Annotated in this window: 22 protein-coding genes; 9 read left to right on the top strand and 13 right to left on the bottom strand. The window is 62.7% G+C overall.

The genetic code is table 11. The features are described from left to right. Positions 1-6 precede the first annotated feature (6 nt). Entirely contained in the window at positions 7-321 is a 315-nt protein-coding gene (gene sugE, locus JHL16_RS02960) for a quaternary ammonium compound efflux SMR transporter SugE (protein ID WP_200183401.1), read from the bottom strand. Positions 322-419: 98 nt separating this feature from the next. Then, positions 420-572 carry a DUF1127 domain-containing protein gene (locus JHL16_RS02955; protein WP_200183400.1) on the bottom strand — a complete coding sequence of 51 codons (153 nt, stop codon included), beginning with the start codon at positions 570-572 and terminating at the stop codon, positions 420-422. A 113-nt stretch (positions 573-685) separates the two neighbouring features. Between JHL16_RS02955 and JHL16_RS02950 the strand changes: the two genes are divergently transcribed. Then, positions 686-1567 carry a LysR substrate-binding domain-containing protein gene (locus JHL16_RS02950; protein WP_200183399.1) on the top strand — a complete coding sequence of 294 codons (882 nt, stop codon included), beginning with the start codon at positions 686-688 and terminating at the stop codon, positions 1565-1567. Here JHL16_RS02950 and JHL16_RS02945 read toward each other — a convergent pair. Continuing rightward, positions 1564-2163 carry an ankyrin repeat domain-containing protein gene (locus JHL16_RS02945; RefSeq protein ID WP_246770746.1) on the bottom strand — a complete coding sequence of 200 codons (600 nt, stop codon included), beginning with the start codon at positions 2161-2163 and terminating at the stop codon, positions 1564-1566. The genes JHL16_RS02950 and JHL16_RS02945 overlap by 4 nt on opposite strands. 593 nt (positions 2164-2756) lie before the next feature. Next, a complete protein-coding gene (locus JHL16_RS02940) occupies positions 2757-3602 on the bottom strand; it encodes an AAA family ATPase (protein WP_200183397.1) in 846 nt (281 codons plus the stop codon). A gap of 245 nt (positions 3603-3847) precedes the next feature. Between JHL16_RS02940 and dksA the strand changes: the two genes are divergently transcribed. Together dksA and JHL16_RS02930 are read left to right on the top strand one after the other, a co-directional pair. Further along, positions 3848-4264 carry an RNA polymerase-binding protein DksA gene (gene dksA, locus JHL16_RS02935; protein WP_137860180.1) on the top strand — a complete coding sequence of 139 codons (417 nt, stop codon included), beginning with the start codon at positions 3848-3850 and terminating at the stop codon, positions 4262-4264. A gap of 32 nt (positions 4265-4296) precedes the next feature. Then, on the top strand, positions 4297-4947 hold the full coding sequence (locus tag JHL16_RS02930; protein WP_200183396.1) for a TetR/AcrR family transcriptional regulator: 651 nt from the start codon (positions 4297-4299) through the stop codon (positions 4945-4947). Positions 4948-5084: 137 nt separating this feature from the next. On the opposite strand, the gene JHL16_RS02925 is transcribed toward JHL16_RS02930, so the two are convergent. The 3 genes from JHL16_RS02925 to JHL16_RS02915 form a co-directional block, all read right to left on the bottom strand. Continuing rightward, positions 5085-5240, bottom strand: coding sequence for a hypothetical protein (locus JHL16_RS02925; protein ID WP_200183395.1), 156 nt, complete (start codon positions 5238-5240; stop codon positions 5085-5087). A gap of 3 nt (positions 5241-5243) precedes the next feature. Beyond that, positions 5244-6278 carry an extracellular solute-binding protein gene (locus tag JHL16_RS02920; RefSeq protein WP_200183394.1) on the bottom strand — a complete coding sequence of 345 codons (1035 nt, stop codon included), beginning with the start codon at positions 6276-6278 and terminating at the stop codon, positions 5244-5246. Between the two features lie 111 nt (positions 6279-6389). Beyond that, a complete protein-coding gene (locus JHL16_RS02915; RefSeq protein ID WP_200183393.1) occupies positions 6390-6866 on the bottom strand; it encodes a flagellar biosynthetic protein FliO in 477 nt (158 codons plus the stop codon). Between the two features lie 160 nt (positions 6867-7026). Between JHL16_RS02915 and cckA the strand changes: the two genes are divergently transcribed. Both cckA and JHL16_RS02905 read left to right on the top strand, forming a co-directional pair. Next, complete coding sequence (gene cckA / locus JHL16_RS02910) at positions 7027-9549, top strand: cell cycle histidine kinase CckA (RefSeq protein ID WP_200183392.1); 2523 nt, start codon at positions 7027-7029, stop codon at positions 9547-9549. An 8-nt stretch (positions 9550-9557) separates the two neighbouring features. After that, positions 9558-10901, top strand: a complete 1344-nt coding sequence (locus tag JHL16_RS02905; protein WP_200183391.1) for an amidase — start codon at positions 9558-9560, stop codon at positions 10899-10901. A gap of 160 nt (positions 10902-11061) precedes the next feature. Here the strand turns inward: JHL16_RS02905 and JHL16_RS02900 are convergent, their stop codons facing one another. The 4 genes from JHL16_RS02900 to JHL16_RS02885 all read right to left on the bottom strand — a co-directional run bounded on the left by JHL16_RS02900 (position 11062) and on the right by JHL16_RS02885 (position 15055). Beyond that, a complete protein-coding gene (locus JHL16_RS02900; RefSeq protein WP_200183390.1) occupies positions 11062-12399 on the bottom strand; it encodes a hypothetical protein in 1338 nt (445 codons plus the stop codon). Positions 12400-12403: 4 nt separating this feature from the next. Further along, positions 12404-12811, bottom strand: coding sequence for a hypothetical protein (locus JHL16_RS02895; protein WP_200183389.1), 408 nt, complete (start codon positions 12809-12811; stop codon positions 12404-12406). Between the two features lie 88 nt (positions 12812-12899). Further along, positions 12900-14315, bottom strand: a complete 1416-nt coding sequence (locus JHL16_RS35390) for an ATP-binding protein (protein ID WP_200183388.1) — start codon at positions 14313-14315, stop codon at positions 12900-12902. Beyond that, positions 14312-15055, bottom strand: a complete 744-nt coding sequence (locus tag JHL16_RS02885; protein WP_200183387.1) for a response regulator — start codon at positions 15053-15055, stop codon at positions 14312-14314. Before JHL16_RS02885 ends, JHL16_RS35390 begins: the two co-directional genes overlap by 4 nt. A 198-nt stretch (positions 15056-15253) precedes the next feature. On the opposite strand from JHL16_RS02885, the gene JHL16_RS02880 reads away from it, so the two are divergent. From JHL16_RS02880 to JHL16_RS02870, 3 genes are all read left to right on the top strand, one after another. Then, positions 15254-16027 (top strand): MipA/OmpV family protein, encoded by a 774-nt coding sequence (locus JHL16_RS02880; protein WP_200183386.1) that lies wholly within the window; start codon positions 15254-15256, stop codon positions 16025-16027. Positions 16028-16228: 201 nt separating this feature from the next. After that, positions 16229-16501, top strand: a complete 273-nt coding sequence (locus JHL16_RS02875; RefSeq protein ID WP_200183385.1) for a hypothetical protein — start codon at positions 16229-16231, stop codon at positions 16499-16501. Positions 16502-16647: 146 nt separating this feature from the next. Further along, positions 16648-17232, top strand: coding sequence for a carboxymuconolactone decarboxylase family protein (locus tag JHL16_RS02870; RefSeq protein WP_200183384.1), 585 nt, complete (start codon positions 16648-16650; stop codon positions 17230-17232). Between the two features lie 108 nt (positions 17233-17340). Here JHL16_RS02870 and JHL16_RS02865 read toward each other — a convergent pair whose 3' ends face one another. Together JHL16_RS02865 and amaB are read right to left on the bottom strand one after the other, a co-directional pair. Next, a complete protein-coding gene (locus tag JHL16_RS02865) occupies positions 17341-19011 on the bottom strand; it encodes a thiamine pyrophosphate-binding protein (protein WP_200183383.1) in 1671 nt (556 codons plus the stop codon). A gap of 77 nt (positions 19012-19088) precedes the next feature. Beyond that, positions 19089-20624 carry an L-piperidine-6-carboxylate dehydrogenase gene (gene amaB, locus JHL16_RS02860; protein WP_246770745.1) on the bottom strand — a complete coding sequence of 512 codons (1536 nt, stop codon included), beginning with the start codon at positions 20622-20624 and terminating at the stop codon, positions 19089-19091. Between the two features lie 709 nt (positions 20625-21333). Between amaB and recA the strand changes: the two genes are divergently transcribed. After that, positions 21334-22395 (top strand): recombinase RecA, encoded by a 1062-nt coding sequence (gene recA, locus JHL16_RS02855; protein ID WP_200183382.1) that lies wholly within the window; start codon positions 21334-21336, stop codon positions 22393-22395. The last annotated feature ends 248 nt before the right edge of the window (positions 22396-22643 follow it).

Below are 22643 nucleotides of genomic sequence, written 5' to 3'. Positions count from 1 at the left end.
AAGAAATCAGGCGACGAATTTCAGGCCGACGATGCCGGACACGATGATGGCAATGCAGGCGAGGCGCGCCGTGGTGGCGGGATCGCCGAACAGATAGATGCCCAGCAACGCGGTGCCGACGGCGCCGATACCGGTCCAGATCGCATAAGCGGTGCCGACCGGCAAAGTCTTGAGCGCCATGCCCAGAAAGGCGAAGCTGACGATGATGCAGGCCAGCGTCAGCACCGACGGAACGAGCTTGGTAAAGCCTTCCGTATATTTGAGCCCAACTGCCCAGCCGATCTCGAGCACACCGGCGATGACGAGATATATCCAAGCCATGAGAAACCTCTGCTCTCTGCAGGGTCGTCCCATGCACGTTATTTGGAGAAAGCGAGGCCGTCCTCGCGCCGCCTATATAGGTAAGCAGTATCGCAGGATCAAGCCTGCCAGAACGGCTTCTTGATCTCGTTCAGCGCCTCTTCCAAGGTGAGGCCGATATCGTCAACGAGATGATTGCCGATCTCGATCTGCCGGCTCAAGTCGCGGCGAAAACGGCGGCGGGCGATCCATGCGCCGATGGTGTTGTGCATTTTGCCCTCCTATTTCCGTTCGGGGTTGAGCCTTTCAAATAGTTCCTCTTTATCTTGAATACAAAGCAAGCTATCTGGGGGTAAGGCTCAGAAAAGCTAAGGCTTGGATCAGAATGCGCCTGCCATCGCTCAATGCCCTGCGTGCCTTCGAGGCAGCGGCCCGGCATCAAAGCTTCGCCCGTGCCGCGGCCGAGCTCCATGTCACCGAGGGCGCGGTCAGCCGGCATGTGAAGCTTCTGGAAGAAGAACTGGGCCTGCCGCTGTTCATCCGCCGGCCGCGCCAAGTGGAGCTCACCGAGCACGGACGGAAATTGCTGCCAACGCTGACCCGCGCCTTCAAGACGATCGCCCAGGGCTGCGCCGATGTCGCGGTCGAGGCGCCGAAGCTCAAGCTCCTCAGCCAGCCGAGCTTTTCGATCCGCTGGCTGATCCCCAGGCTCGACCGGTTCCGCAACGATCATCCCGGCATCGTGGTCAATGTCACGACCGGCCTCTATGAGTGGCCGGAGGCGGTTGGCGGCGGCTATGATCTCGTCTTCGGCTGCGGACCCGACTGCCCGGAAGGCTTCGAGGCGATGTTCGTGGTGCCGGCCACCATGACGCCGGTCTGCTCGCCGCGCCTGCTCAAGGACCGCGCCGTCGCCACGCCCGCCGATCTGGCAGGTTTCAACCTGCTGCATACGACGCCCGACCGCCGCGACTGGAAGATCTGGCTCGAGGAGTTCCAGGTGAGCGACGTCGATGCGATGAGCGGCGAGACCTTTCCGGTGCTCGACATGGCGATCCAGGCGGCGGTGCTGGGGCAGGGCGTCGCCATGGGCGAGCTCACGCTGCTCGACGATGAGATGGCCAATGGCGAGCTCGTCTGCCCGCTGCCCGACCTGGTGCTGCGGCGCCCGTCCGAGGATTATTATGTCTACGGACCCAAGGCGAGTTGGGACAAGCCGCGCGTTCTGGCGTTCCGGAAGTGGCTCGAAGCCGTGGCGAAAGTTTAAGCCTTACCGCCGGCGGCCTTCAGCAGATTGGCGATCTCGCGATAGCCCATCTTCTCGGCATGGGCGAGCGGTGTGACACCATCCTTGTCGGCGAGATTCACATCGGCGCCGGCCGCGATCAGAAGCTTGACGATCTCGACATGCGCCGGCCCGCCGTCGGACAGGATGATGGCCTCGAGCAGCGCCGTCCAGCCGAGGCGGTTGACATGATCGATGGCGACACCGGCCTTGATCAGCTCACGGATGACCTCGACATGGCCGCGTTCGGCGGCGGGGATGAGGCCGGTGCCGCCGAAACGGTTGACGCTCTTGAGATCGGCGCCCGCTTTCAGCGTCAACCTCAGGATCTCGATGTGACCCGCCGCGGAGGCGTAGAGATAGGGTGAATCCTGGATGTTGTCCTTGGCATTCACATCGGCGCCGGCGGCGATGAGCACACGCGCCGCATCGATCGCGTTGGCATGGGTGGCGGCGAGAAGGGCGGTGCGCTCGGCCTGGTCGCGGGCATCGACGCGGGCTCCCGCTTTGAGCAGGGTCTCGATGCGTGCCGCGTCGTTCCTGGCGGCGGCCTGGTGGAGTTCGGGTTCGGATGCCATGGCGGTCACTGTCATTGTGGTTGCGAATATCAGCAGGATGAATGGGCGGGCGAGGTTGCGGAAAACATACATGTGGTCGGGCTCCTTCGCCACGGCACATTGGCGAGGATTGTGGCGACACATGGCACAGATCCCGGCGCGGTCAAGTGATTGTGATCTTGTTCGTCAGTTTCCGCCCGGCGCACAATCGCCACCGCCGCCTTGCGCGGTGTCGCAATTTGTCCCCGCGCCATGCCCGCTGATGCCGGCCGCGCCAGGAAGACCATAACTGTCGATACGGGGAGGAGGGGAGCCGATGTCAGCATAAATGCGGGGCGGCTTCGGTCTGTTCAAGAGCCAGCATCCACCGAGTGCGGCAAGTGCGATCAGGATCAGCCAGACAACCGAGCTATCCATGCGGGGAGTATATACTAATCTCCGCCGCCACCGCCATCGTTGGTCGCGTCGCCGGGGCCATAGACAGGATAGGATCGTGGGTCTCGTCCTTCAGCGATCTTTTTCCGCCGCCGGACGAACATCGAATACAGCGCCCCAAGCAAAGCGCCACCGGCCACCACATAGAAGATGATTGCGATAGAATCCTGGAGCACTGCTCATCTCCCCTCGCGCCTCGCCATGAAGGCCAGCTTCTCGAACAGCGACACGTCCTGCTCATTCTTCAGAAGCGCGCCATGGAGCGGGGGAATGAGCTTGCGCGGATCGCGCTCGCGCAAGGTCTCAGGGCTTACATCCTCATTGAGGAGAAGCTTGATCCAGTCGAGAAGCTCGGATGTCGACGGTTTCTTCTTGAGGCCCGGCACCTCGCGGATGTCATAGAAGATGTTGAGCGCCTCGTGGACGAGCTTGCCCTTGAGGCCCGGGAAATGGACATCGACGATGGCCTGCATCGTCTCGCGCTCGGGAAACTTGATATAGTGGAAGAAGCAGCGGCGCAGAAAGGCGTCCGGCAATTCCTTCTCGTTGTTGGAGGTGATGATGACGATCGGGCGCTGTTCGGCCTGGATCGTCTCGCCCGTCTCATAGACGAAGAATTCCATGCGATCGAGCTCCTGCAGGAGATCGTTGGGGAATTCGATGTCGGCCTTGTCGATCTCGTCGATGAGCAACACCGGGCGGGGCTTGTGGGTGAACGCGTCCCACAATTTGCCGCGCTTGATGTAGTTGCGGATGTCATGGACGCGCTCATCGCCCAATTGCGAGTCGCGCAGCCGGCTCACCGCGTCATATTCGTAGAGACCCTGCTGCGCCTTGGTCGTCGATTTGATGTGCCATTCGATGATCGGCAGATCGAGCGCCTTGGCCACCTCGCGCGCCAGCACGGTCTTGCCGGTGCCGGGCTCGCCCTTGACGAGGAGAGGGCGCTCCAGAACGATCGCCGCATTCACCGCCATGGTGAGATCGCCGGTGGCGACATAGTCCTTGGTGCCCTCGAACCGCATGGAACTTTCTTCCTCCGTCGCGAGAGGTCTTAGCGGTTTGCCCCCGCAACTGCAAAGGCACGGTCTTTGCAAGAGTGTCACACAGCTCAGGCAAATGCCCTGAATTGAGAAAAGCCGTTCCGAATCATGAAGATGGGCGGAAGGGAAGTTAGCGGTGATGACCGTCTCTTTGGCTATTGTCGAAGCAGGCCCCAATCGCTATAAGCCCGCCGCACTGAGTTAACAGTCGTTCCGGTGAGGCCCGTATGGCGGTGGAAGTCGAAGAAGACTACAAACCAAGAGAAGACGAGCCGTTCATGAATGAACGGCAGCGTGAATACTTCAGGGTCAAGCTGCTCAATTGGAGAGACGACATCCTGAAGGAAAGCCGCGAAACGCTGGCGCATCTGCAGGACGACAACAATATCCTTCCCGACCTCGCTGACCGGGCTTCCACCGAGACCGACCGCTCGCTGGAACTTCGTACCCGCGACCGCCAGCGCAAGCTCATCTCCAAGATCGATGCGGCGCTCAAGCGAATCGAGGACGGCACCTATGGTTACTGCGAGGAAACCGGGGAACCGATCAGCCTGCGCCGGCTCGACGCCCGTCCGATCGCCACGCTCTCCATCGAGGCGCAGGAGCGCCATGAGCGGCGCGAGCGCGTCTATCGCGATGATTGATCAGCGGTCCGGTTGCGCGTAACTTACCCGTTATGCGCTGCAGGCAATTCGCCCGACACGGCTACCACCACGGAAACCTCAAAGAGGCGCTGATCGCGGCGGCGCGCCGCCTCATCGCCGAACATGGGCCGCAAGGCTTCACCCTCAATGAGGCGTCGCGCACCGCAGGTGTAAGTCCCAGCGCGCCCTACCGTCATTTCCGCGACCGCAATGCCCTCATCGAGGCGACCGCCGAGGAGGGGTTCAACCTGTTCCGCGAGCGGCTTCTCGCCTCCGCCGAGGGGGCGGCCACGCCCTTCGACGCGCTCGAGCGCATGGGGGAGGCCTATTACACCTTCGCGCTCGAGGAGCCGGGTTTCTACCAGGCGATGTTCTCCTCAGGCCTGCCTGCCGTCGGGCCCTCCGTGTCGGAAGCCGGCGACCGGGCCTTCGCCGTCCTCGAAGACGCTGTGCGCCGCTTGGGCGCCCAGCCGCATCAGGTGCGCGAGCTCGCCATCAAGATCTGGGCGCTGACCCATGGCATGACGGGCCTTATTGCGTCCTCCGCCATTTCGGCCGAGGAGGCCGGACAGCTCGCCTGCAGCGCGGTCGAGGCGCTGCTCAAGGACTGTGGCATCGCGGTGCCGCCCCGGACGCCGGCGGAGCCCTTGCGGGTGCTTGCCGAAAGCTCGCCCGCTGCGTGAACCTGCCGGTCTAAGTAGCTGCAATCACTGATGGACTTAAGCGAACCCGAGAGTCGCGGGTGATTTCGTATTCGACATCGCCCTGTTCGGCCCCCGGCTACGAATCCACATATTCCGGATGGGGGGGCGCATGTGGATCAGCCCGGCCCGCTCCATGACGCGTAGCCTATACCCCACATGGCGCGGGCGAGCCGGTCGCCGGTGCCGTCGCGGCGGTCATAGAGGCCGAACCAGCCGACAAAGGTGCGCCGCAGGCGTGAGCCTGAGGCGCACCGTTTCCAGCTCCGGCGCATCCTTCACTTAGTGAGCTCGGTCCAGATCGCCGTATAGAGCTGCTGGATGTCGGGCGGACAGGTGCGCATGAACGTGCCGCCGGCCGCGAATTTCTCCGGTATGTCCACCTCCGGAGCGCCCAACATGTCGGCCGGCATAAAGGCCTCCGAGCCCTTGATACCGTTGCCGTAGCGGGCAAAGGCCGAGATCATCGCCGCATTCTCCGGCGCCATGATGAAATTCTGGAACAGCTTGGCGTTCTCGGGATTCTTCGCATCCTTGAGCACCGACACATTGTCCATCCAGATGGGATAACCTTCCTTGGGATAGCCATAGACGAGCTTGTCGTTCTGCAGGCGGGCGCGGAAGGACCAGCCGTTCCAGTTGACGCCGGCGGCGATGTCCTCCTTGGCGTATTTCTCGGCATTGGCGTAATCCATGGAAATCCAATAGGGCTTGGCCGCGACGAGCTTGTCGCGCACCTTCCGGAGGATCTCCTTGTCGCCGGTGCAGGGCTCGCCGCCGGCATAACGCACCGCCAGCTGCATGACGTCCATCATCTCGGGCACGACATTGATCTTGCCCCTGAGCTCCTCGGGCGGGTCCATGAAGATCGCCGAGGTGTTCGGATCGCCCTTGTAGAATTTGGTGTTCACGATGACGCCGGTGGTGCCCCATTGCCAGGGCACGGTGTAATGGCGGCCGGGATCGAAATAGACATCGACCCAGCGCGGATCCATGTGCTTGAAGTTCTCCATCTGGTCGGGGCGGGTCTCGAGCAGCAGGCCTTCCTTGATCCAGATCGGAATGAATTGGGCGGACGGCACCACGATGTCGAAGCCATGCCCGCCGATGCGGACCTTGGCGAGCGCCGTGTCGTTCGAGTCATAGTCGGTGACCGTGACCTTGACGTCGTAGGTCTTCTCGAACTTCTTGATGAGCTCGGGATTGGTGTAGTCACCCCAATTGTAGATGTTGAGCTCGCCCGCGGCGAGGGCGGTGCTCCAGGTCGCCATCAGGCCTAGGCCGAAGGCGCAAGCGCGAGAAATCCACTGCATGACGTTCCCTCTGAGTTTGTTCTTTTTGCTCAAGCGACATCGGCGCCGGGGCGTTCACATCGCCTCGGCGCTCATCTCTGTGTGACGCATAGGGGGGCCCGAAAGCCTTAGTCAAACCCGGTCGTCGGGACCGTAATCGCGATCGGGATTGCGCAATTGCGGCTCGCCGCGCTCGACGGTGCGCAGCACCGGACGCTTCTCGCCGAAAACCGGCGGACGCGGGGCCGCCCGCATCGGAGCCGGCTCGTCGGCCGGCGCCCGCGGGGCCACCCGGCCCGTATCGGCGCGCAGCGACGGACGGGCGAAGCCTTCGTCGTAATCGCGGTCGAAGCCCAAAGGAATGCCGGTCTCGATCACCACATCCTGGGCGCCGCCGATGAGAACGAGATGCTCGACATCGTCACGGCGGACCAGAACCAGGCGGCGATCCTTGTCGATCTCATGATATTCGCTGATGCCAAGCCTGGCGCCCTTGCCGCCGCGCACGCGCCCGCCAAGGCTGCGGAAGACGACGAACAGCAGTATCAGCACCGCGAGGATAATAAGGGCCCCCAGGATGTAGGTCCCATACCCCGATAAGAAGTCCATTTACGCCTCCTGCTAGAAACGCCGTGCCCCCATCCTATCATGAATGACGGGGGCGGGGGCCAGCGAATTATAGCCGCCATGAGGCGGCGGATTCCCGAATGAATCAAATCGCCTATACTGAGACGATTCGCAGGGCGGGGATGGGGAAGTTGCGGCCACGATGAGTGACGCCGGAAGCAAGCAAACGGATGTCAAGGCAGGGCCGCTCGGCGCCACCCGCAAGGGCTGGCCGCTTCTGTCTTTATTCCTGGCCATTGTACTGGCGGTCGCCTGCGCCGCCATCGCCTGGTATCTGCGCGGGGTGGTGCCGGTCTGGCTCCTGGGGCTTGGCGCCGTGCTCGCCTTTCTGGGGCTCGTGGTGCTGTTCGGAGTCCTCGCCGGCATCGTCCATGTCGGCCCCACCGACCGCAACCAGGTCTTCTTCAACGGTCTCGTGGATGCGCTGGGCGATGCCTGCGTCGTCACCGACCAGCGCGGGCGCGCCGTCTATGGCAATGCCACCTATCTGAAGCTCGTTTCGGCGGCGGGCCTCGGCCGTCTCGTCGGCATCGAAAATCTTTATGCCGGCTATCCGGAACTCGCCCAGCATATCTACCGTCTGTCGCAGTCGGTTCGCGAGAAGCGCGCCGCCAGCGAGGAGATCCGCCTCACGGCCGGATCCTCAGCCGCCGGCGCCAAGGCCGACAGGCCGGTCTGGATCCGGATCAGCGTCGCGCCGATCGAGGCGGAAGGCAGCTACGGCCATGCGCTGTGGCGCCATCAGGACATCAGCGCCGACCGGGCCAAGCAGGAAGCGGCCTTCTCGCATCTCCAATATATCATCAGCTATCTCGACCAGGCGCCGGCGGGCTTCTTCTCGGCCGATGCGGAAGGGCGCATCGCCTATATCAACGCGACGCTCGCCGAATGGCTGGGGCTCGATCTCGAGGCGACGACGGGCGGCGCGCTGACGCTCAAGGACGTGGTGTCGGAAACGGGCGAGAAGCTCCTGAGCCGCATCGCGCCCGCCAGCGAGACGGCGCTGACCGAAAGCTTCGATATCGATCTCATCGCCCGCGATGGGCGCAGCATCCCGGTGCGCATCATCCACCGCGCCGGCTATGACGGTGAAGGAAGACAGCAGCCGTCGCGCAGCCTGGTCCTGCCGCAGCAGCCGAGGCTTTCGGAAGCGGGCGGCAGCCAGCTCTCCGACGCAAGGCTGTCGCGCTTCTTCACCACCGCGCCCATCGGCATCGCCGAGCTCGACGCCGAAGGCATCATCCGCAACGCCAATCTGAGCTTCCTCGCTTTGTCGCCGGAAGCCAAGCGTGGTGCCGCACTCGAGCAATTGGTGGCGCCGGCGCAGCGCCCCCAGGTGCGCGCGGCGCTTGCCGCCGCGAGCGGCGCGGGGGCCACGGCGGTGCCGGTCGACGTGACGGTGACCGGCGATCCGCCGCGCTCGGTGCAGTTCATGATCGCCGGTCATAGCGAGACGGATGCGAGCTTCCTCGTCTGCGCCCTCGATACGACCGAGAACAAGTCGCTCGAAGTGCAAGTGGCGCAAGGCCAGAAGATGCAGGCGATCGGCCAGCTCGCCGGCGGCGTCGCGCACGACTTCAACAATGTGCTGACCGCCATCATCGGCTTCTCCGACCTCCTGCTCGCCAAGCACCGCCCGACCGATCCGGCCTTCGCCGACATCATGAACATCAAGCAGAACGCCAATCGTGCCGCCAATCTGGTGCGCCAGCTGCTGGCGTTCTCGCGTCGTCAGACGCTGAGACCGGAGATCCTGTCGCTCACCGACGTCATCGCCGATCTCGGCAATTTGCTGGGCCGGCTCCTGGGCGAGAAGGTCGAGCTCAAGGTGGTGCATGGCCGCGATCTCGGCATGGTCAAGGTCGACGTGAACCAGTTCGAGCAGGTCGTCATCAACCTCGCCGTCAATGCGCGTGATGCGATGCCCCATGGCGGCACGCTGACGGTCCGGACCTCCAATGCGACGGTGAGCCCGCAGCAGGCGGGCAGCCTCGCTCTGCCGGCCGGCGACTATGTGCTCTGCGAGGTGCAGGACACCGGCACCGGCATCGCCAAGGACATCGTCGACAAGATCTGGGAGCCGTTCTTCTCCACCAAGGATGTCGGCAAGGGCACCGGCCTCGGCCTCTCCACCGTCTATGGCATCATCAAGCAGACCGGCGGTTTCATCTTCTGCGACAGCGTGGTGGGCAAGGGCACCGTGTTCCGCATCTACCTGCCGCGACACGCGCCGGTGGCCGTCCCCCTCGAGGAAACCCGCGAGGAGCGGCCCGAGGCCAAGCGTGCCGACCATACCGGCAAGGGCACGGTGCTGTTGGTCGAGGACGAGGATGCGGTGCGCGCCTTCGCCTCGCGCGCACTCGCCTCGCGCGGCTATACGGTGTTCGAGGCGGCGTCGGGCGAAGAGGCGCTGGGCATCGTCGCCGAGAAGGCCAGCGAGATCAGCCTCGTCATTTCCGACGTGGTGATGCCGGAAATGGACGGGCCGACACTGCTCAAGGAGCTGCGCAAGCGCGGCATCACGACCAAGATCATCTTCATCTCGGGCTATGCCGAGGATGCGTTCGAGAAGAACCTCGAGGGCGAGGAAGATTTCGCCTTCCTGCCCAAGCCGTTCTCGCTTAAGCAGCTGGCTGAAGCGGTCAAGACGGTGATGGGGAGCTAGACAGAGACATGTTCAAGCCTTTGCGCGCGCTGGCGCGGGATCTCGATCAGGGTACAGTGACGGCGCAGGCGCTGGTGGAAACGGCGCTGGCGCGCATCCAGGATCCCTCCGGTGAGGGGGCGCGTGCGTTCCTGACCGTCGATGGAGCGGCGGCCCTCGATCTCGCCCAGTTCTATGACCGGCAACGCAAGGCAAGCCGTGCAGTGCCGCCCTATGCCGGCATTCCGATGGGGGTCAAGGATCTGTTCGACCTCAAGGGGCAGGTGACGCGGGCGGGCTCGGCGGTGCTCAATAATGCGGCGCCCGCCACGGCGGATGCGCCGGCGATCGCCCGCCTCAAGGCGCAGGGTTTCATCGCCGTCGGGCGCAACAACATGACCGAATTCGCCTATTCGGGCGTCGGCCTCAACCCGCATTACGGCACGCCGCGCTCGCCCTATGACCGCAAGACCGGGCGCATTCCCGGCGGTTCGTCCTCGGGCGCGGGAGTCTCTGTCGCTGACGGCATGGTGCCGCTCGCCATCGGCTCCGATACCGGCGGCTCGTGCCGCATCCCGGCCTCCTATAATGGCATCGTCGGCTACAAGCCCTCGACCGGGCGCATCCCGACCACCGGCGCCTATCCCTTGTCCAAGACGCTCGACAGCATCGGGCCCTTGGCGCGCACAGTCGATTGCTGCGCGCTCGCCGATGCGGCGCTCGCCGGCGACTGGGACGGCGAGATCGCCGAGGCCCGCCATGAATTGCGCTTCGCGGTGCCGCGGAGCTATTTCGCCGGAACGATCGACGAGACGGTCGCCGCCGATTTCGCGCGCGCGGTGAGCGATCTACGCAAGGCCGGCATCCAGATCGAGGAAGTGGTGCTCGACGAGCTGGCGCAGCTGCCGGCGCTCAATGCCAAAGGCGGCATATCGGCGGTCGAGGCGATCCTGCATCATCGCGCCCAGATCGCCGAAGTGGGGGCGGGCTACGACCAGCGGGTGCGCCGGCGCATCGAATCGGGAGCGCAGATCTCGGCGCCCGACTATGTCGAGATCCTCACCATGCGCCAGAAGCTCATCGGCCAGTTCAACCGCGCGATGACCGGCTTCGACGCGCTGGTGATGCCGACAACTTGCAACATCCCGCCGGCGATCTCAGCCTTCGAGCGCGACGACGAGTATCTCCGCCTCAACTTTCTCGCGCTGCGCAACACCTTCACCGGTAACTTCCTCGATTGCTGCGGCATCTCGCTGCCGATGCATGCCGAGGGCGAGGCGCCGACCGGCTTCATGCTGATGGCGCCGCACGGGCAGGACCAGCAGATCTTCGTCGCCGCGAAGGCGGTGGAGAAGGTCTTCGCCGCGCGCTAGCGCGGGTTGCGAAAAAGTGGATGCCGGTTTTTCGCAAGAATCCCGCGCTCATATTGGGAAGCGATCATGTTTATGAGTTTGGGCTGGTTCAACCCAAACTCATCGTGATCTGGGATTTCCCTTCAAGCCGGATGTCATCCGGCGAGCGGACATGCGCTGATCAGAAGCGCGCGCCGAGCACCGCCTCCACCAGGTTCTCCTTCTCCAGCGTGTCGTCCTGGTAGCCATAGGTGTATGTCAGGCCAAGCGAGAAATTGTCCTGTCCGGGGAAGAAATAATTGAGCGCCGATTCGAGCCGATAATAGTCGTTGTTATCGCCGGCTATGCCAAACAGGTATTTCGCATCGGTGGAGAACTCGAAGTCTTCCATCGAGGTGTTTTCCTCTCCGCGGAACTGGACCCTGAGCCCCGGACCACCGCGAAGATAATCGGCGTTCGACGCGATCTCCTCGTGGCTGCCACGATCGAATACCCTGCCGCCGTGGAGCGTCAATCGCGGTGTGATCTTCACCTGTACCCCGCTGTCGCCGAGGTCTTCGTAAAGCCCCAGATGCAAACCGGGGACATAATAAAACCAGGTCAGCTGGCCGGTGAGTATGTCCAGCTCGGCCTTGCTGTCGGTCAGATATTCCACACCTGCCTGAAAATCGCCGACGGCGGCGCGGTAGAAAAATGTGTCCAAGCCGACGCCTAGCTTGTCGATGTCGTCGTCATTGTCGTTGCTCGTTTTCTGCACGACGTGAACGAACGGAATGACACTTCCGGATGATTTCTGCGTTTCCCAATCAAATCGATAACCGGCATAACCCTCGACGGCCCATGACCATCCGTCGTTCTGAATGTCCTGCGTCACCGAGAATTTGGCGGGAACCACGGTTCGAAGCTTTTCGCGCGGCGTCCCCAGGTCTTCCCGGCCAAGCGAGACCCTGACGCCGGACAGGTCTTCATCCTCGTCATCCGCGGGCAACTCATATAGCGGTTCTTCGGCCTTGTACTCAGCCAGGCAAGCTATGCGCAGCTTGGCATTCTTGTAGTCGAAGATGAGGCGCCGCTTCGAGATATAGTCGCGGTCATTCCACTGAGTGTCCGGTGCGCCGTTTGACGCGAGCACCGTAAATTTTTTCTGGACGCCGGAATCCAGCCCCTCGTTAAAGCTCCTCTGCATCGCTTCAATGGCCTGGATGTCGCCTTCCCGGCATTTGCCGCTTTTACATATTTCCTGCGCGCTTAGATTTGTGAGAACCGCGAGCTTCTCGGCGTAGACGAGATCTCCATCGTCATTCAGATCCCATAGATCATGGGGGATGACGTGGTCATTCCAGGAATTGCTCACGGCCCAGTTCATGAGCTTGTGCCGATCGACATAGGACTGGCCGCCCGATGCGACACATATCTTGGCCAGCGGCAGGAAGCTCGCGGCATCGGAATGGGCGGCCGTCGTCAAACCGCCGAGCAGGAGAAGCGAAACTGCGGTGAGCTTGGAGAGTTTGTGCAGCATGTCGCTAACCTCGCACTCTGCGGGCCAATATGCCGATGATGTCCGAGAAGTTTTCGTTCTTGGTATCATTCAGGAGGGGAACGCTGTAGGCCAACCCGATCCTGCGGCAGACGCAGGTGAGCACTTCCTCCCATTTTTGATTGCTCATCTCCCAGGTGCCGGGTCCGTCCTCCATGCCATAATCGCCATGCGTGGTCAGGCTCCGCATGCATGCGCGCAACGATCGCTGGACCCTTTCCTGGAGCTGTGGGTCCAACGGTACGGCGCGACGTTTTGCGGGAGCCGCCGCTTTTTTGATTGCCGGTTGTATTGGGGCGCGCTTGGCCGCCTTCTTTGGCGATGGTTTCGCCTTCTTGGACTTTGCCTTCTTATCTTTCGCGCCCGTTTGTTTCGCTTTTGCTTTTCTCGCCATAGTCGACCCCTCCCGTGTTTTATTTTTGCCCCAAGGGCAATTAACCACAGAAGCTAACGTATGGGAAGCCTGGAAGTCGAAGAGGGGCCTATTCCCGGGGTCGCGGGAGCTCGACGCGCACCCGGAAGCCTTGCGCATCGTGGATGAGCTTGATGTCACCGCCATGCCCCAAGATCACATCGCGGGCGATGGTGAGGCCAAGGCCGGTGCCGCCGGTCTCGCGGTTGCGCGAGGCTTCGAGGCGCTGGAAGGGGGCGAAAGCGCGCTCGGCCTGATCGGCGGGAATGCCCGGCCCGTTGTCGCGGAAGTCGATGACGAGGCCGCTCGATGCGTCCAAAAGCGAGACTGATACCTCGCCGCCATATTTGCAGCCATTGTCGATGAGGTTGGTGAAGGCGCGCCGGAGCGCCACCGGCCGGCAGGAGAGCTGCGCATGGTCGGGCCCGGTGTAGGTCACGTTGCGGCCCTCATCGGCGAAATTGTCGGTAATACTGATGATAAGGCTCGCGATATCGACGGCGTTATAGGGCTCGCGATGGATCTCGTCGCTCATGAAGGTGAGCGAAGTCGAAACCATCGTTTCCATGTCGGAGATGTCGGAAAGTATCTGGGCGCGCTGCTGCTCGTCCTTGACGCATTCGGCATAGAGGCGCAGCCGGGTCAGCGGCGTGCGCAGATCATGCGAGATGGCGGCCAGCATCTGCATGCGTTCGTCGACGAACTTCTTGAGGCGCGTCTGCATCTCGTTGAAGGTGGTGGCGATGGCGGCATATTCGGGGAGCTTCATGCCGCTGATCGGCGTGGGCTCACGCTCGCGGCCGAGCCGTTCCGCCGCGGTGGCGAGCTGGGTCAAAGGCTTGACGATGCTGCGCGCCATCCAGATCGAGAAGGCGGCGACGAAGAACAGCGCGCCGATCAAGTCAAGTATGTTGCGCAGATAATGCAACGATGAAACGCCGGTTTCGCTCGGGCCGATCAGGAGCCAGCTGCCGTCCTTGAGACGGAGGGCTATCCGCAGGTCGGCGACGACGAGGCTGTCGCGCGAGACCAACGTCTCGGTGTCCATGGCGGTCGGGATCTCGGTGATCACCGCGACATTGGTCTTGACCGCCTGTTCCTCGAAGTCCTCGGTCTTGACCATGACGTCCGGGGCGGCGAGGCCGAGCTTCCCGATCAGCGAGGTCTTCACCTCGCGTTCGAGCCTGGTCGGCCCATCTTCGCGCGAGTAATTCGGTGCTTCCGGCGCCACGTCGAAAGTCAGCCACTTTGTGAGTCCGGAGCCGGTGAGGGCCGGCAGCCGGTCGCCCGCCGGCACGGCTTCGGCGATGTTGCGCGCATCGCGGGCCGCTTCCGCGAGCCAGGCCTGGTCGACGATCAGGTAACCGGGCGGCGGAAATATGTAATAGAGAAAGGCGCCCTGACTCTGCACCGCGAGCGTCGTCGCCACGATCAGAATGGCGAGACGCGGGGCGAGCCGGAGCCTGGACCAGATCGGAATCTTCACGGCAGGGCGACCTGGCCCGCCGAGATGACCAGGGCGGTGAAGAAATAGCCGCCATTGCGCACCGTCTTGATGAGCGCCGGTGCGTTAGGATCGGTTTCGATCTTGCGGCGCAGCCGGCTGACCTGGACGTCGATACTGCGGTCGAAGGCGAGGCTCACGCGGCCGCGCGCCAGGTCGAGAAGCTGGTCGCGGTTGAGGACGCGCTGCGGATGCTCGACAAAGGCGACCAGGAGGTCGAATTCGCCGGTGGTCAGATCGGTGAGCACGCCTTGTGGCGAGAGGAGCGAGCGGCGGCTGGTGTCGAGAGTCCAGCCGGCGAACTGATAGGTGGCGCTGGCGAGCCGCTGCACCGCCTGCGGCTGGGCGTTGGCCCGGCGCAGCAGAGCGCGGATGCGGGCGAGAAGCTCGCGCGGGTTGAAGGGTTTTGTCACATAATCGTCGGCGCCGAGCTCGAGGCCGACGATGCGGTCGGTCTCGCTGTTGCGGGCGGTGAGCAGGATGAGCGGGATGGCGCTCTCGGCGCGCAGCTTGCGGCAGAGCGTGAAGCCGTCCTCGCCCGGCATCATCACATCGAGCACGATGACGTCGAAACGGCCGGTTTCCATGACCTTGAACATGCTGATGCCTTCAGAGGCCTGGGTCACCCGCATGCCGTGCTCGCCCAGAAAGCGCGCCAGCATGGTGCGGATCTGCTGGTCGTCATCGACGATCAGCACGTGAGGCTTGGTCTGTTTTATCATTGCGCGCACGCCTCCTGGGAAGCGCGTCGCGACGCCCTTGTGGTAATAATCTGCAACATAACGAAACCCGCTCGAAACTCTCCTGCCAGGATTGCCGGCTAGACAGACACTCCGTTGTACATAGGAGCGTCCATGCCTTCCCGCGTCGCCTGCAAGAAATCCCTGGCACCAGCTGTTACTTCAAATTGGCTCATAATCATGGCAAGCGCCGCCGGAATCGCCATGAATGTTGCGGGCGCCAAGGCGGCCGATGAGCCTGACACTGCGTCAACTCAGAGCAAATGGAGCGTGGTGATCGGGGGCGGCGGCGCCTATGCACCCGATTATGAAGGCTCGGACGACTATGAATTCCAGCCTTTTCCGTTCGCTTCCATCGTTTATGACGACTTCATCTTCATCGAAGGCATGTCGCTCGGCGCCAACCTTCTGAATTATGAAGGGCTGAAGGCCGGCCCCATCGCCCGCTATAGCGGCGGGCGTGACGAGGACGACAATAACGCGCTGGATGGGCTGGGCGATGTCGATGATTCGATCGAGCTCGGCGGCTTCCTGAAATACGAGCTCGGCATCTGGTCGGCGGCGATGACCGTTACCCAGGATGTCGGCGGCGGCCACGAGGGCATGCTGGCGGAGATGTCGACCGGCGTGGCGGTGCCGCTATCCGACTCGGTGCGGACGAGCGTCGAAGCCTCGGCCAGCTGGGCGGACAGCAATTATATGGAGACGTTCTTCGGCGTCTCGGGCTCGCAGGCGCTGCGGAGCGGCTATGACCGCTATGAGGCCGATGCCGGCTTCAAGGATATCGGGATCACGCTCGGGCTCGATTACATGGTCACCGAGGCGATCGGCGTCTCCGGTCGGGTTCAGTATAAGAAGCTGCTCGGCGACGCCGCCGACAGCCCGATCGTCAAGGACGAGGGCTCCGACGACCAGTTCTTCACCGGCATGTTCCTCACCTATAAGTGGCGGTGAGGCGGGGCCCCCTCATTTCCTGTCCAAATTTTAACTTGACCCTTGCGAATCAGTTTCATTTTGGGTCACTGTTGTAATTACCACATTGTGGTCCGGGGGCAACAATACGGCGGCGGAGGTTGAATAGCCTGCGCCGGGGAGCGGTGTTATGAGGGCGGCAGTCGCGAGATTGCCGCCTTTCGTGTTGATGGGCCACTGCATATGACCGGTGTGGCAAAGACCATAATGCTCGGGAAGGAGTATGACGAAGAGCTGAAGGCTCGTCTCGTCGCGACTCTGATATCTCTGGGCGCAGTCCATTTGTCATCCGACTGGGCTGTCGCAGGGTCGCAAGAGCTGGCTGGGTTCTCGGTGAGTCTCAGTGGCGAAATCCTGAAAGTCGAATCGGAAACCTATGTCGGCCTTTCGATCTTCGGGCCGGCTGAGCTGGTCGATGAGATCATCTTCGCCATGAATGCGCGGCAGCAAATTTAGTTGCAGGTGTGCCGATAACGGGCTGTCCGATCGGACCGGCGCGTAGAGAAAACAATAGATGTCGGCAGCGAAGAGAAGCCGGATTTGCCTTGCGTTGCGGAAAGGCGCCGATAGAAGACCCGTTTCGCTCATCATGGAGGACGGGCATGTTCCTGCAGACCATCGGGGAAGAGGAGGCGACCGGCAAGGTCGCCGAGATCTACAGCAAGCTCAAGGCGCAGAACGGTTTCGTGATGGAGGCCTATAGCTGCTTCACGGCGCGGCCGGATCTCCTGCCGATCTATATCGATTTCATCGAAAAGGTGCGCGGCGGCTTCTCGCTGAGCCCCCGGGACTGGCGGCTGATCACGCTCGTCGCCGCCAAGGAAGTGCCGTCCACCTATTGCTCCTATGTCTATGGCAAGCAGCTGATCGATGATCTGGGTTCCAAGGAGAAGGTGCTGGCGGTGCAGCGCGATTTCCGCTCCGCCGGGCTTTCGCCCAGGGATGTCGAGATGCTGGCCTATGCCGAGAAGGTCGCGCGCAAGGCGTCCGAGATCACCGAGGCCGATATCGACCGGCTGCGCCAGGCGGGCTTCAGTGACCAGCAGATCTGCGACATCGCGCTGTGCGCCGCCTTCCGCTGCTTCGTCGCGCGCTTCTTCGATGCGACGGGTGCGGGACCCGAAGCCATGTTTTTCGACAGCGACGAAAACTTCCGCGCCGCGATGACGGTGGGCCGGCGCTATTGAATCTCCCAGCTCGTCATGGCCGGAGCAAGGGCCGCTGTGAAGAGTGGGTGTGGCGGCGCAGAAACGAAATGGCCGCCGCGAGGGCGGCCATAACGATCAGGGGAGCGGCTACTTCCCCGCCTTCACCGCATCATCGCGGATCTGGCTCAGCGTGCGGGCAGGGGTGATCGCCTCGGGATCGACGATGCAGTGGATGATCGCGGGCTTGCCCGACTGGACGGCGCGCTCGAAAGCCGGCGCGAAGTCTTCCGTCTTCTCGACCCGCTCGCCATGGCCGCCAAAGGCCTTGGCATAGTCGGCGAAATTGGGGTTCTTCAGCAAGGTGGCCGAGACGCGCCCCGGATATTCGCGCTCCTGATGCATGCGGATGGTGCCGTACATCGAGTTGTCGAGCACAACCACAATGAGTGGAATGCCGTATTGGACGGCGGTGGCGAATTCCTGGCCGTTCATCATGAAGCAGCCGTCGCCGGCGAAGCAGACTACGGGTGAGTCGGGGCGCTGGCGCTTGGCCATCACCGCGGCCGGGACGCCATATCCCATCGAGCCCGAAGTTGGCGCCAGTTGCGTGCCGAACTGGCGGAAGCGGTAATAGCGGTGAATCCAGATGGCGTAGTTGCCGGCGCCGTTGGTGATGATCGCATCGGCCGGCAAGCGTTCGCGCAGCCACTTCATGGCCTCGCCATATTGGAACTTGCCGGGCAGCTTTACCGGTGTGTCGGTCCAGTCGAGGAAGTCCTGTCGGGCCACACGCGTCGCATCCGTCCAGGGCCGGTCATTGGGCTGCGCCAGATCGGCCAGGCTTGCACAGAAAGCATTGGGCGAGGCCTGGATGGCGAGGGCCGGCTGGTAGACGCGGCCCAGTTCCTCCGCCCCCGGATGAATATGGACGAGGGTCTGGCGCGGATTGGGAATGTCGATCAGCGAATAGGACGAAGACGGCATTTCCGACATGCGGGCGCCGATGAGCACCAGGAGGTCGGCTTCCTTCACCCTGGCGGCGAGCTTCGGGTTGGGGCCGATGCCGACATCGCCGACATAATTGGGATGATCGGAGGGAAACAGATGGGCGCGGCGGAAGGAGGTGGTGATGCCGACACCGAATTTCTCGGCGAAGCCGATGAGCGACTTCTGCGCTTCAGGGCTCCAGCGCGAGCCGCCGAGAATGAAGAGCGGCTTCTTCGCCTGGCGCAGGAGATCGGCGAAGCGGTTCATATCCTGAGGGGTGGGGGCGGATTCGGCCGGGACCACCTTGGGCGCATCCGGAACATTGGCCATTTCGGTCAGCACGTCTTCGGGGAGCGCGATGACGACGGGGCCGGGGCGGCCCTGGCAGGCGACGCGGAAGGCGCGCGCCACGAGCTCCGGCAAGCGGGCGGCGCTTTCGACCTCAACCACCCATTTCGCCATCGAGCCGAAGAAGGCTTTGTAATCGACCTCCTGGAAAGCCTCGCGCTCGCGCATGGCGCGCTCGACCTGGCCGATGAAGAGGATCATCGGGGTCGAATCCTGGGCGGCGATATGGATGCCGTGGCTGGCATTGGTGGCGCCGGGGCCACGGGTGACGAAGCAGATGCCGGGCCGGCCGGTGAGCTTGCCATAGGCTTCCGCCATCATCGCAGCACCGCCTTCATTGCGGCAGACGAGGACGTCGATCTTGGCGTCATGCAGCGCGTCGAGCACCGCCAGATAGCTTTCGCCGGGCACGCAAGCGAGCCGCTCCACCCCTTGCGCCAGCAACTGGTCGACCAGAATCTGGCCGCCGCTTCTCTCCGTCATGTCCGTCTCCCCGGCGTGTTGATTTGTTTGTTGTGAGTCCCGCCAAGCCCTTGAGGCCTGGCGGGATTGTTCCTGGTTCAGATGTCGAACTTCACGCCCTGCGCCAGCGGCAGCGCGTGGCCGAAATTGATGGCGCTGGTGACGCGCCGCATATAGGCCTTCCAGGCATCCGAGCCGGATTCACGGCCACCGCCGGTTTCCTTCTCGCCGCCGAAGGCACCGCCGATCTCGGCGCCCGAGGAGCCCATATTCACATTCGCCAGGCCGCAATCGGAACCCGAGGCCGACAGGAAGCGCTCGGATTCGCGCAGGTCGGTGGTGAAGATCGCCGAGGAGAGTCCCTGCGGCACGCCATTATGGAGCGCCAGCGCCTCGTCGAAATTCTCGTAGCGCAGCACATAGAGAATGGGCGCGAAGGTCTCGTTGAGCACGGGGCCGGTCTGGGCCGGCATCTCGACCAGCGCCGGCGAGACATAATATGCGTCATCGCCGCCGGGACCTTTGACGCGCTTGCCGCCATGCACCTTGCCGCCGGCCTGAGCCGCGGCCTCGAGCGCCTTCTGCATCGCCTCGTAGCTGCGCTTATCGATCAGCGGGCCGACCAGCGTCGAGCCGTCGATCGGATTGCCGATCGTCACCGTGTCGTAGACCTTCTTCAGGCGCGGCACGAAGCTGTCATAGACGCTCCCATGCACGATGATGCGGCGCAGCGACGTGCAGCGCTGGCCGGCAGTGCCGATGGCGGAGAAAGCGGTGGCGCGCAAAGCGAGGTCGAGATCGGCCGACGGGCAGAGAATGGCGGCGTTGTTGCCGCCAAGCTCGAGAATGGCACGGCCGAAGCGACGGGCGAGACGCTCGCCCACGATGCGGCCCATGCCGGTGGAGCCGGTGGCGGAGACGAGCGCCACGCGCGGATCATCGACGAGCACTTCGCCGACATCGCGCCCGCCGATGAGGAGGGTGACGAGATCGGCCGGGATATTGTCGAGCCGCGCCGCGGCGCGGCGGAAGAGGGCGGTCGTCGCCATGGCGGTGAGCGGCGTCTTCTCCGACGGCTTCCAGATCACCGGATTGCCGCAGACGAGCGCCAAAGCCGCGTTCCACGACCAGACCGCAACGGGGAAGTTGAAGGCGGTGATGACGCCGGTGGGGCCGAGCGGATGCCACTGCTCCATCAGGCGGTGGTCGGCGCGCTCGCTCACCATGGTGAGGCCGTAAAGCTGACGCGACAGGCCGACGGCGAAATCGCAGATGTCGATCATCTCCTGCACTTCGCCCAGGCCCTCGGAGAGGATCTTGCCGGTCTCGATGGTGACGAGGCGGCCCAGGCCCTCCTTGGCGGCGCGCAGTTCGTTACCGAGCTGGCGGATCAGCTCGCCGCGCACCGGGGCGGGGACGACCCGCCATTGCCGGAAGGCTTCGGCCGAGCGGCCGATCGCCGCCTTGGCTTCCGCCGCATCGGCGAAGCGCACGCGGGCGATGATCTCGCCATTGATCGGCGAACGGATTTCGGTGCTGCCTTGGGAGAGGCTTTCGGCGGGAAGTCCCAGTTCGGCGAAGAAGGCCGCGACATCGCGGCTGAGGGAAGTCGGTGCTTCAGGCTTGTTCATCATGCGCTCCAAGTGAGGCGCATTCTTCTAGAGCATGTGCCGGAGAGCCGGAAGTACGCTGCGGCTTCAGGACACCTCTCATGAACAGAAGTCATAAAGCCGGGCAGACTTGCTGCCGGGGCCCCGGCATATGCCGGGTATTGTGCGGATTTGGGACAGACCATGTATCCGCCATCCCAACTGGCCTTGATGTTCGGTTTTGTCGATGGCCGGCAAATATAGTCCTCAATAAATCTGATAAATATAGGTTTTGTGGTTTTACTTCATTCCGTTAGATCGTGTGAGGTTTTGTTTGTGGTGGCTCGCGGGATTTGGCTTTGATCTCTTGGTCAATTTATTCGGATTTCAAGCATTGCCGTTCCAGCTATGTTTCTTTGGCCGGGGAAAAGGAGTCCAGGTGATTCCTGGTATGTTCTTGTACGACCGTCCAGTATAAAGAATGGGGCGGGCGCCCTGTTGGAAAGTGTTCGCTCGGGCGGGGAGCCCGGCCTTAACCGCTTGTCGCCTTCCCGTTCAGCCGCACCGTCGCGGATTTCCATTCGATTCCATATTCGTTCTCATCAAGTTCCGTCCTTCGTAAATAAGAACAATAAAAATCAAAGATTTAAAGAAACGCTTGCTATGAGAACAAAAAATGTACATATTGCGGACATCGCCGCTGTCCGAGACTCATTTGCACCGGCGTAACCCTTGTGAAATAAGGAGCGCGACGATGGGGCAAGCGAATCTTAAGGTGGTTGATACAGGCATGGATAAGGGCAAGGCTCTGGATGCGGCGTTGAGCCAGATCGAACGCGCTTTCGGCAAGGGTTCGATCATGAAGCTGGGCTCCAGCCAGGCGCTGGATATCTCGGCGATCTCGACCGGCTCGCTCGGCCTCGACATCGCGCTCGGCATCGGCGGCCTGCCCAGGGGGCGCGTCATCGAAATCTACGGGCCTGAATCCTCAGGCAAGACGACGCTGGCGCTGCAGACAGTGGCCGAGTGCCAGAAGCTGGGCGGCATCTGCGCCTTTGTCGATGCCGAACATGCGCTCGATCCGGTCTATGCCCGCAAGCTCGGCGTCAATGTCGACGACCTCCTGATCTCGCAGCCCGATACCGGCGAGCAGGCGCTCGAAATCGCCGACACGCTGGTGCGCTCCGGCGCCATCGAAGTGCTGGTGATTGACTCCGTCGCGGCGCTGACGCCGCGCGCCGAGCTCGAAGGTGAAATGGGCGATTCACTGCCAGGCCTCCAGGCCCGCCTGATGAGCCAGGCGCTGCGCAAGCTCACCGCTTCGATCTCCAAGTCGAACTGCATGGTCGTCTTCATCAACCAGATCCGCATGAAGATCGGCGTCATGTTCGGCTCGCCGGAAACCACCACTGGCGGCAATGCGCTCAAATTCTACGCTTCCGTACGCCTCGATATCCGCCGCATCGGCGCCATCAAGGAACGTGAGGACGTGGTCGGCAACCAGACCCGCGTCAAAGTGGTCAAGAACAAGGTGGCGCCGCCCTTCAAGCAGGTCGAATTCGACATCATGTATGGCGAGGGCATCTCCAAGGTCGGCGAACTCGTCGATCTCGGCGTCACCGCCGGCATCGTCGAAAAATCGGGCTCCTGGTACTCCTATAATGGTGAGCGTATCGGGCAGGGGCGTGAGAACGCCAAAACATTCCTCAAGCAGAATCCCGACGTGGCCGCGGCCATCGAGGCGGCGATCCGGGCCAATGCCGGGCTGATCGCGGCCAAGATCACCAATGCCTCGGCCGAGGATGCCGACGACTGAGACTCCTCAACTTTGGCGCATGATTTCGGAAAACCGCAGCCCACTTCTCCGGATCATGCACTGGACTTCCGGCCTCCCCCCACTTCCCCAGGCCGGTTACTGGTGTGAGCCTCACACCGATGGCGTCCTCCTTGCCCCGGGAGGGCGCCTTTTCGGCATGAAGAATCCTTCAAAATCAGGCCTCAAGGACCATGTCTCGGTAGACAGGGCGGCGCGCAATCCTTAAAACAGCGCACCCCAATTCAACC

Source organism: Taklimakanibacter albus, from assembly GCF_016595235.1.
Taxonomy (GTDB): Bacteria; Pseudomonadota; Alphaproteobacteria; order Rhizobiales; family Aestuariivirgaceae; genus Taklimakanibacter; species Taklimakanibacter albus.
The sequence above is the reverse complement of the archived record's forward strand: the minus strand, read 5'-3'. Positions and strand labels throughout refer to the sequence as shown.

What these genes read in the sequence shown, in the direction of transcription:
- JHL16_RS02865 (WP_200183383.1), bottom strand. Translation starts at nt 19,011, where the DNA reads ATGACGGAGAGAAGCGGCGGCCAGATTCTGGTCGACCAGTTGCTGGCG.
- JHL16_RS02915 (WP_200183393.1), bottom strand. Translation starts at nt 6,866, where the DNA reads ATGGACTTCTTATCGGGGTATGGGACCTACATCCTGGGGGCCCTTATT.
- JHL16_RS02930 (WP_200183396.1), top strand. Translation starts at nt 4,297, where the DNA reads ATGCGCTGCAGGCAATTCGCCCGACACGGCTACCACCACGGAAACCTC.
- JHL16_RS02900 (WP_200183390.1), bottom strand. Translation starts at nt 12,399, where the DNA reads ATGCTGCACAAACTCTCCAAGCTCACCGCAGTTTCGCTTCTCCTGCTC.
- recA (WP_200183382.1), top strand. Translation starts at nt 21,334, where the DNA reads ATGGGGCAAGCGAATCTTAAGGTGGTTGATACAGGCATGGATAAGGGC.
- JHL16_RS02870 (WP_200183384.1), top strand. Translation starts at nt 16,648, where the DNA reads ATGTTCCTGCAGACCATCGGGGAAGAGGAGGCGACCGGCAAGGTCGCC.
- JHL16_RS02905 (WP_200183391.1), top strand. Translation starts at nt 9,558, where the DNA reads ATGTTCAAGCCTTTGCGCGCGCTGGCGCGGGATCTCGATCAGGGTACA.
- JHL16_RS02940 (WP_200183397.1), bottom strand. Translation starts at nt 3,602, where the DNA reads ATGCGGTTCGAGGGCACCAAGGACTATGTCGCCACCGGCGATCTCACC.
- JHL16_RS02950 (WP_200183399.1), top strand. Translation starts at nt 686, where the DNA reads ATGCGCCTGCCATCGCTCAATGCCCTGCGTGCCTTCGAGGCAGCGGCC.
- JHL16_RS02885 (WP_200183387.1), bottom strand. Translation starts at nt 15,055, where the DNA reads ATGATAAAACAGACCAAGCCTCACGTGCTGATCGTCGATGACGACCAG.
- JHL16_RS02920 (WP_200183394.1), bottom strand. Translation starts at nt 6,278, where the DNA reads ATGCAGTGGATTTCTCGCGCTTGCGCCTTCGGCCTAGGCCTGATGGCG.
- JHL16_RS02875 (WP_200183385.1), top strand. Translation starts at nt 16,229, where the DNA reads ATGACCGGTGTGGCAAAGACCATAATGCTCGGGAAGGAGTATGACGAA.
- JHL16_RS02880 (WP_200183386.1), top strand. Translation starts at nt 15,254, where the DNA reads ATGGCAAGCGCCGCCGGAATCGCCATGAATGTTGCGGGCGCCAAGGCG.
- amaB (WP_246770745.1), bottom strand. Translation starts at nt 20,624, where the DNA reads ATGATGAACAAGCCTGAAGCACCGACTTCCCTCAGCCGCGATGTCGCG.
- JHL16_RS02945 (WP_246770746.1), bottom strand. Translation starts at nt 2,163, where the DNA reads ATGGCATCCGAACCCGAACTCCACCAGGCCGCCGCCAGGAACGACGCG.
- cckA (WP_200183392.1), top strand. Translation starts at nt 7,027, where the DNA reads ATGAGTGACGCCGGAAGCAAGCAAACGGATGTCAAGGCAGGGCCGCTC.
- JHL16_RS02895 (WP_200183389.1), bottom strand. Translation starts at nt 12,811, where the DNA reads ATGGCGAGAAAAGCAAAAGCGAAACAAACGGGCGCGAAAGATAAGAAG.
- dksA (WP_137860180.1), top strand. Translation starts at nt 3,848, where the DNA reads ATGGCGGTGGAAGTCGAAGAAGACTACAAACCAAGAGAAGACGAGCCG.
- sugE (WP_200183401.1), bottom strand. Translation starts at nt 321, where the DNA reads ATGGCTTGGATATATCTCGTCATCGCCGGTGTGCTCGAGATCGGCTGG.
- JHL16_RS02925 (WP_200183395.1), bottom strand. Translation starts at nt 5,240, where the DNA reads ATGCGCCGGAGCTGGAAACGGTGCGCCTCAGGCTCACGCCTGCGGCGC.
- JHL16_RS02955 (WP_200183400.1), bottom strand. Translation starts at nt 572, where the DNA reads ATGCACAACACCATCGGCGCATGGATCGCCCGCCGCCGTTTTCGCCGC.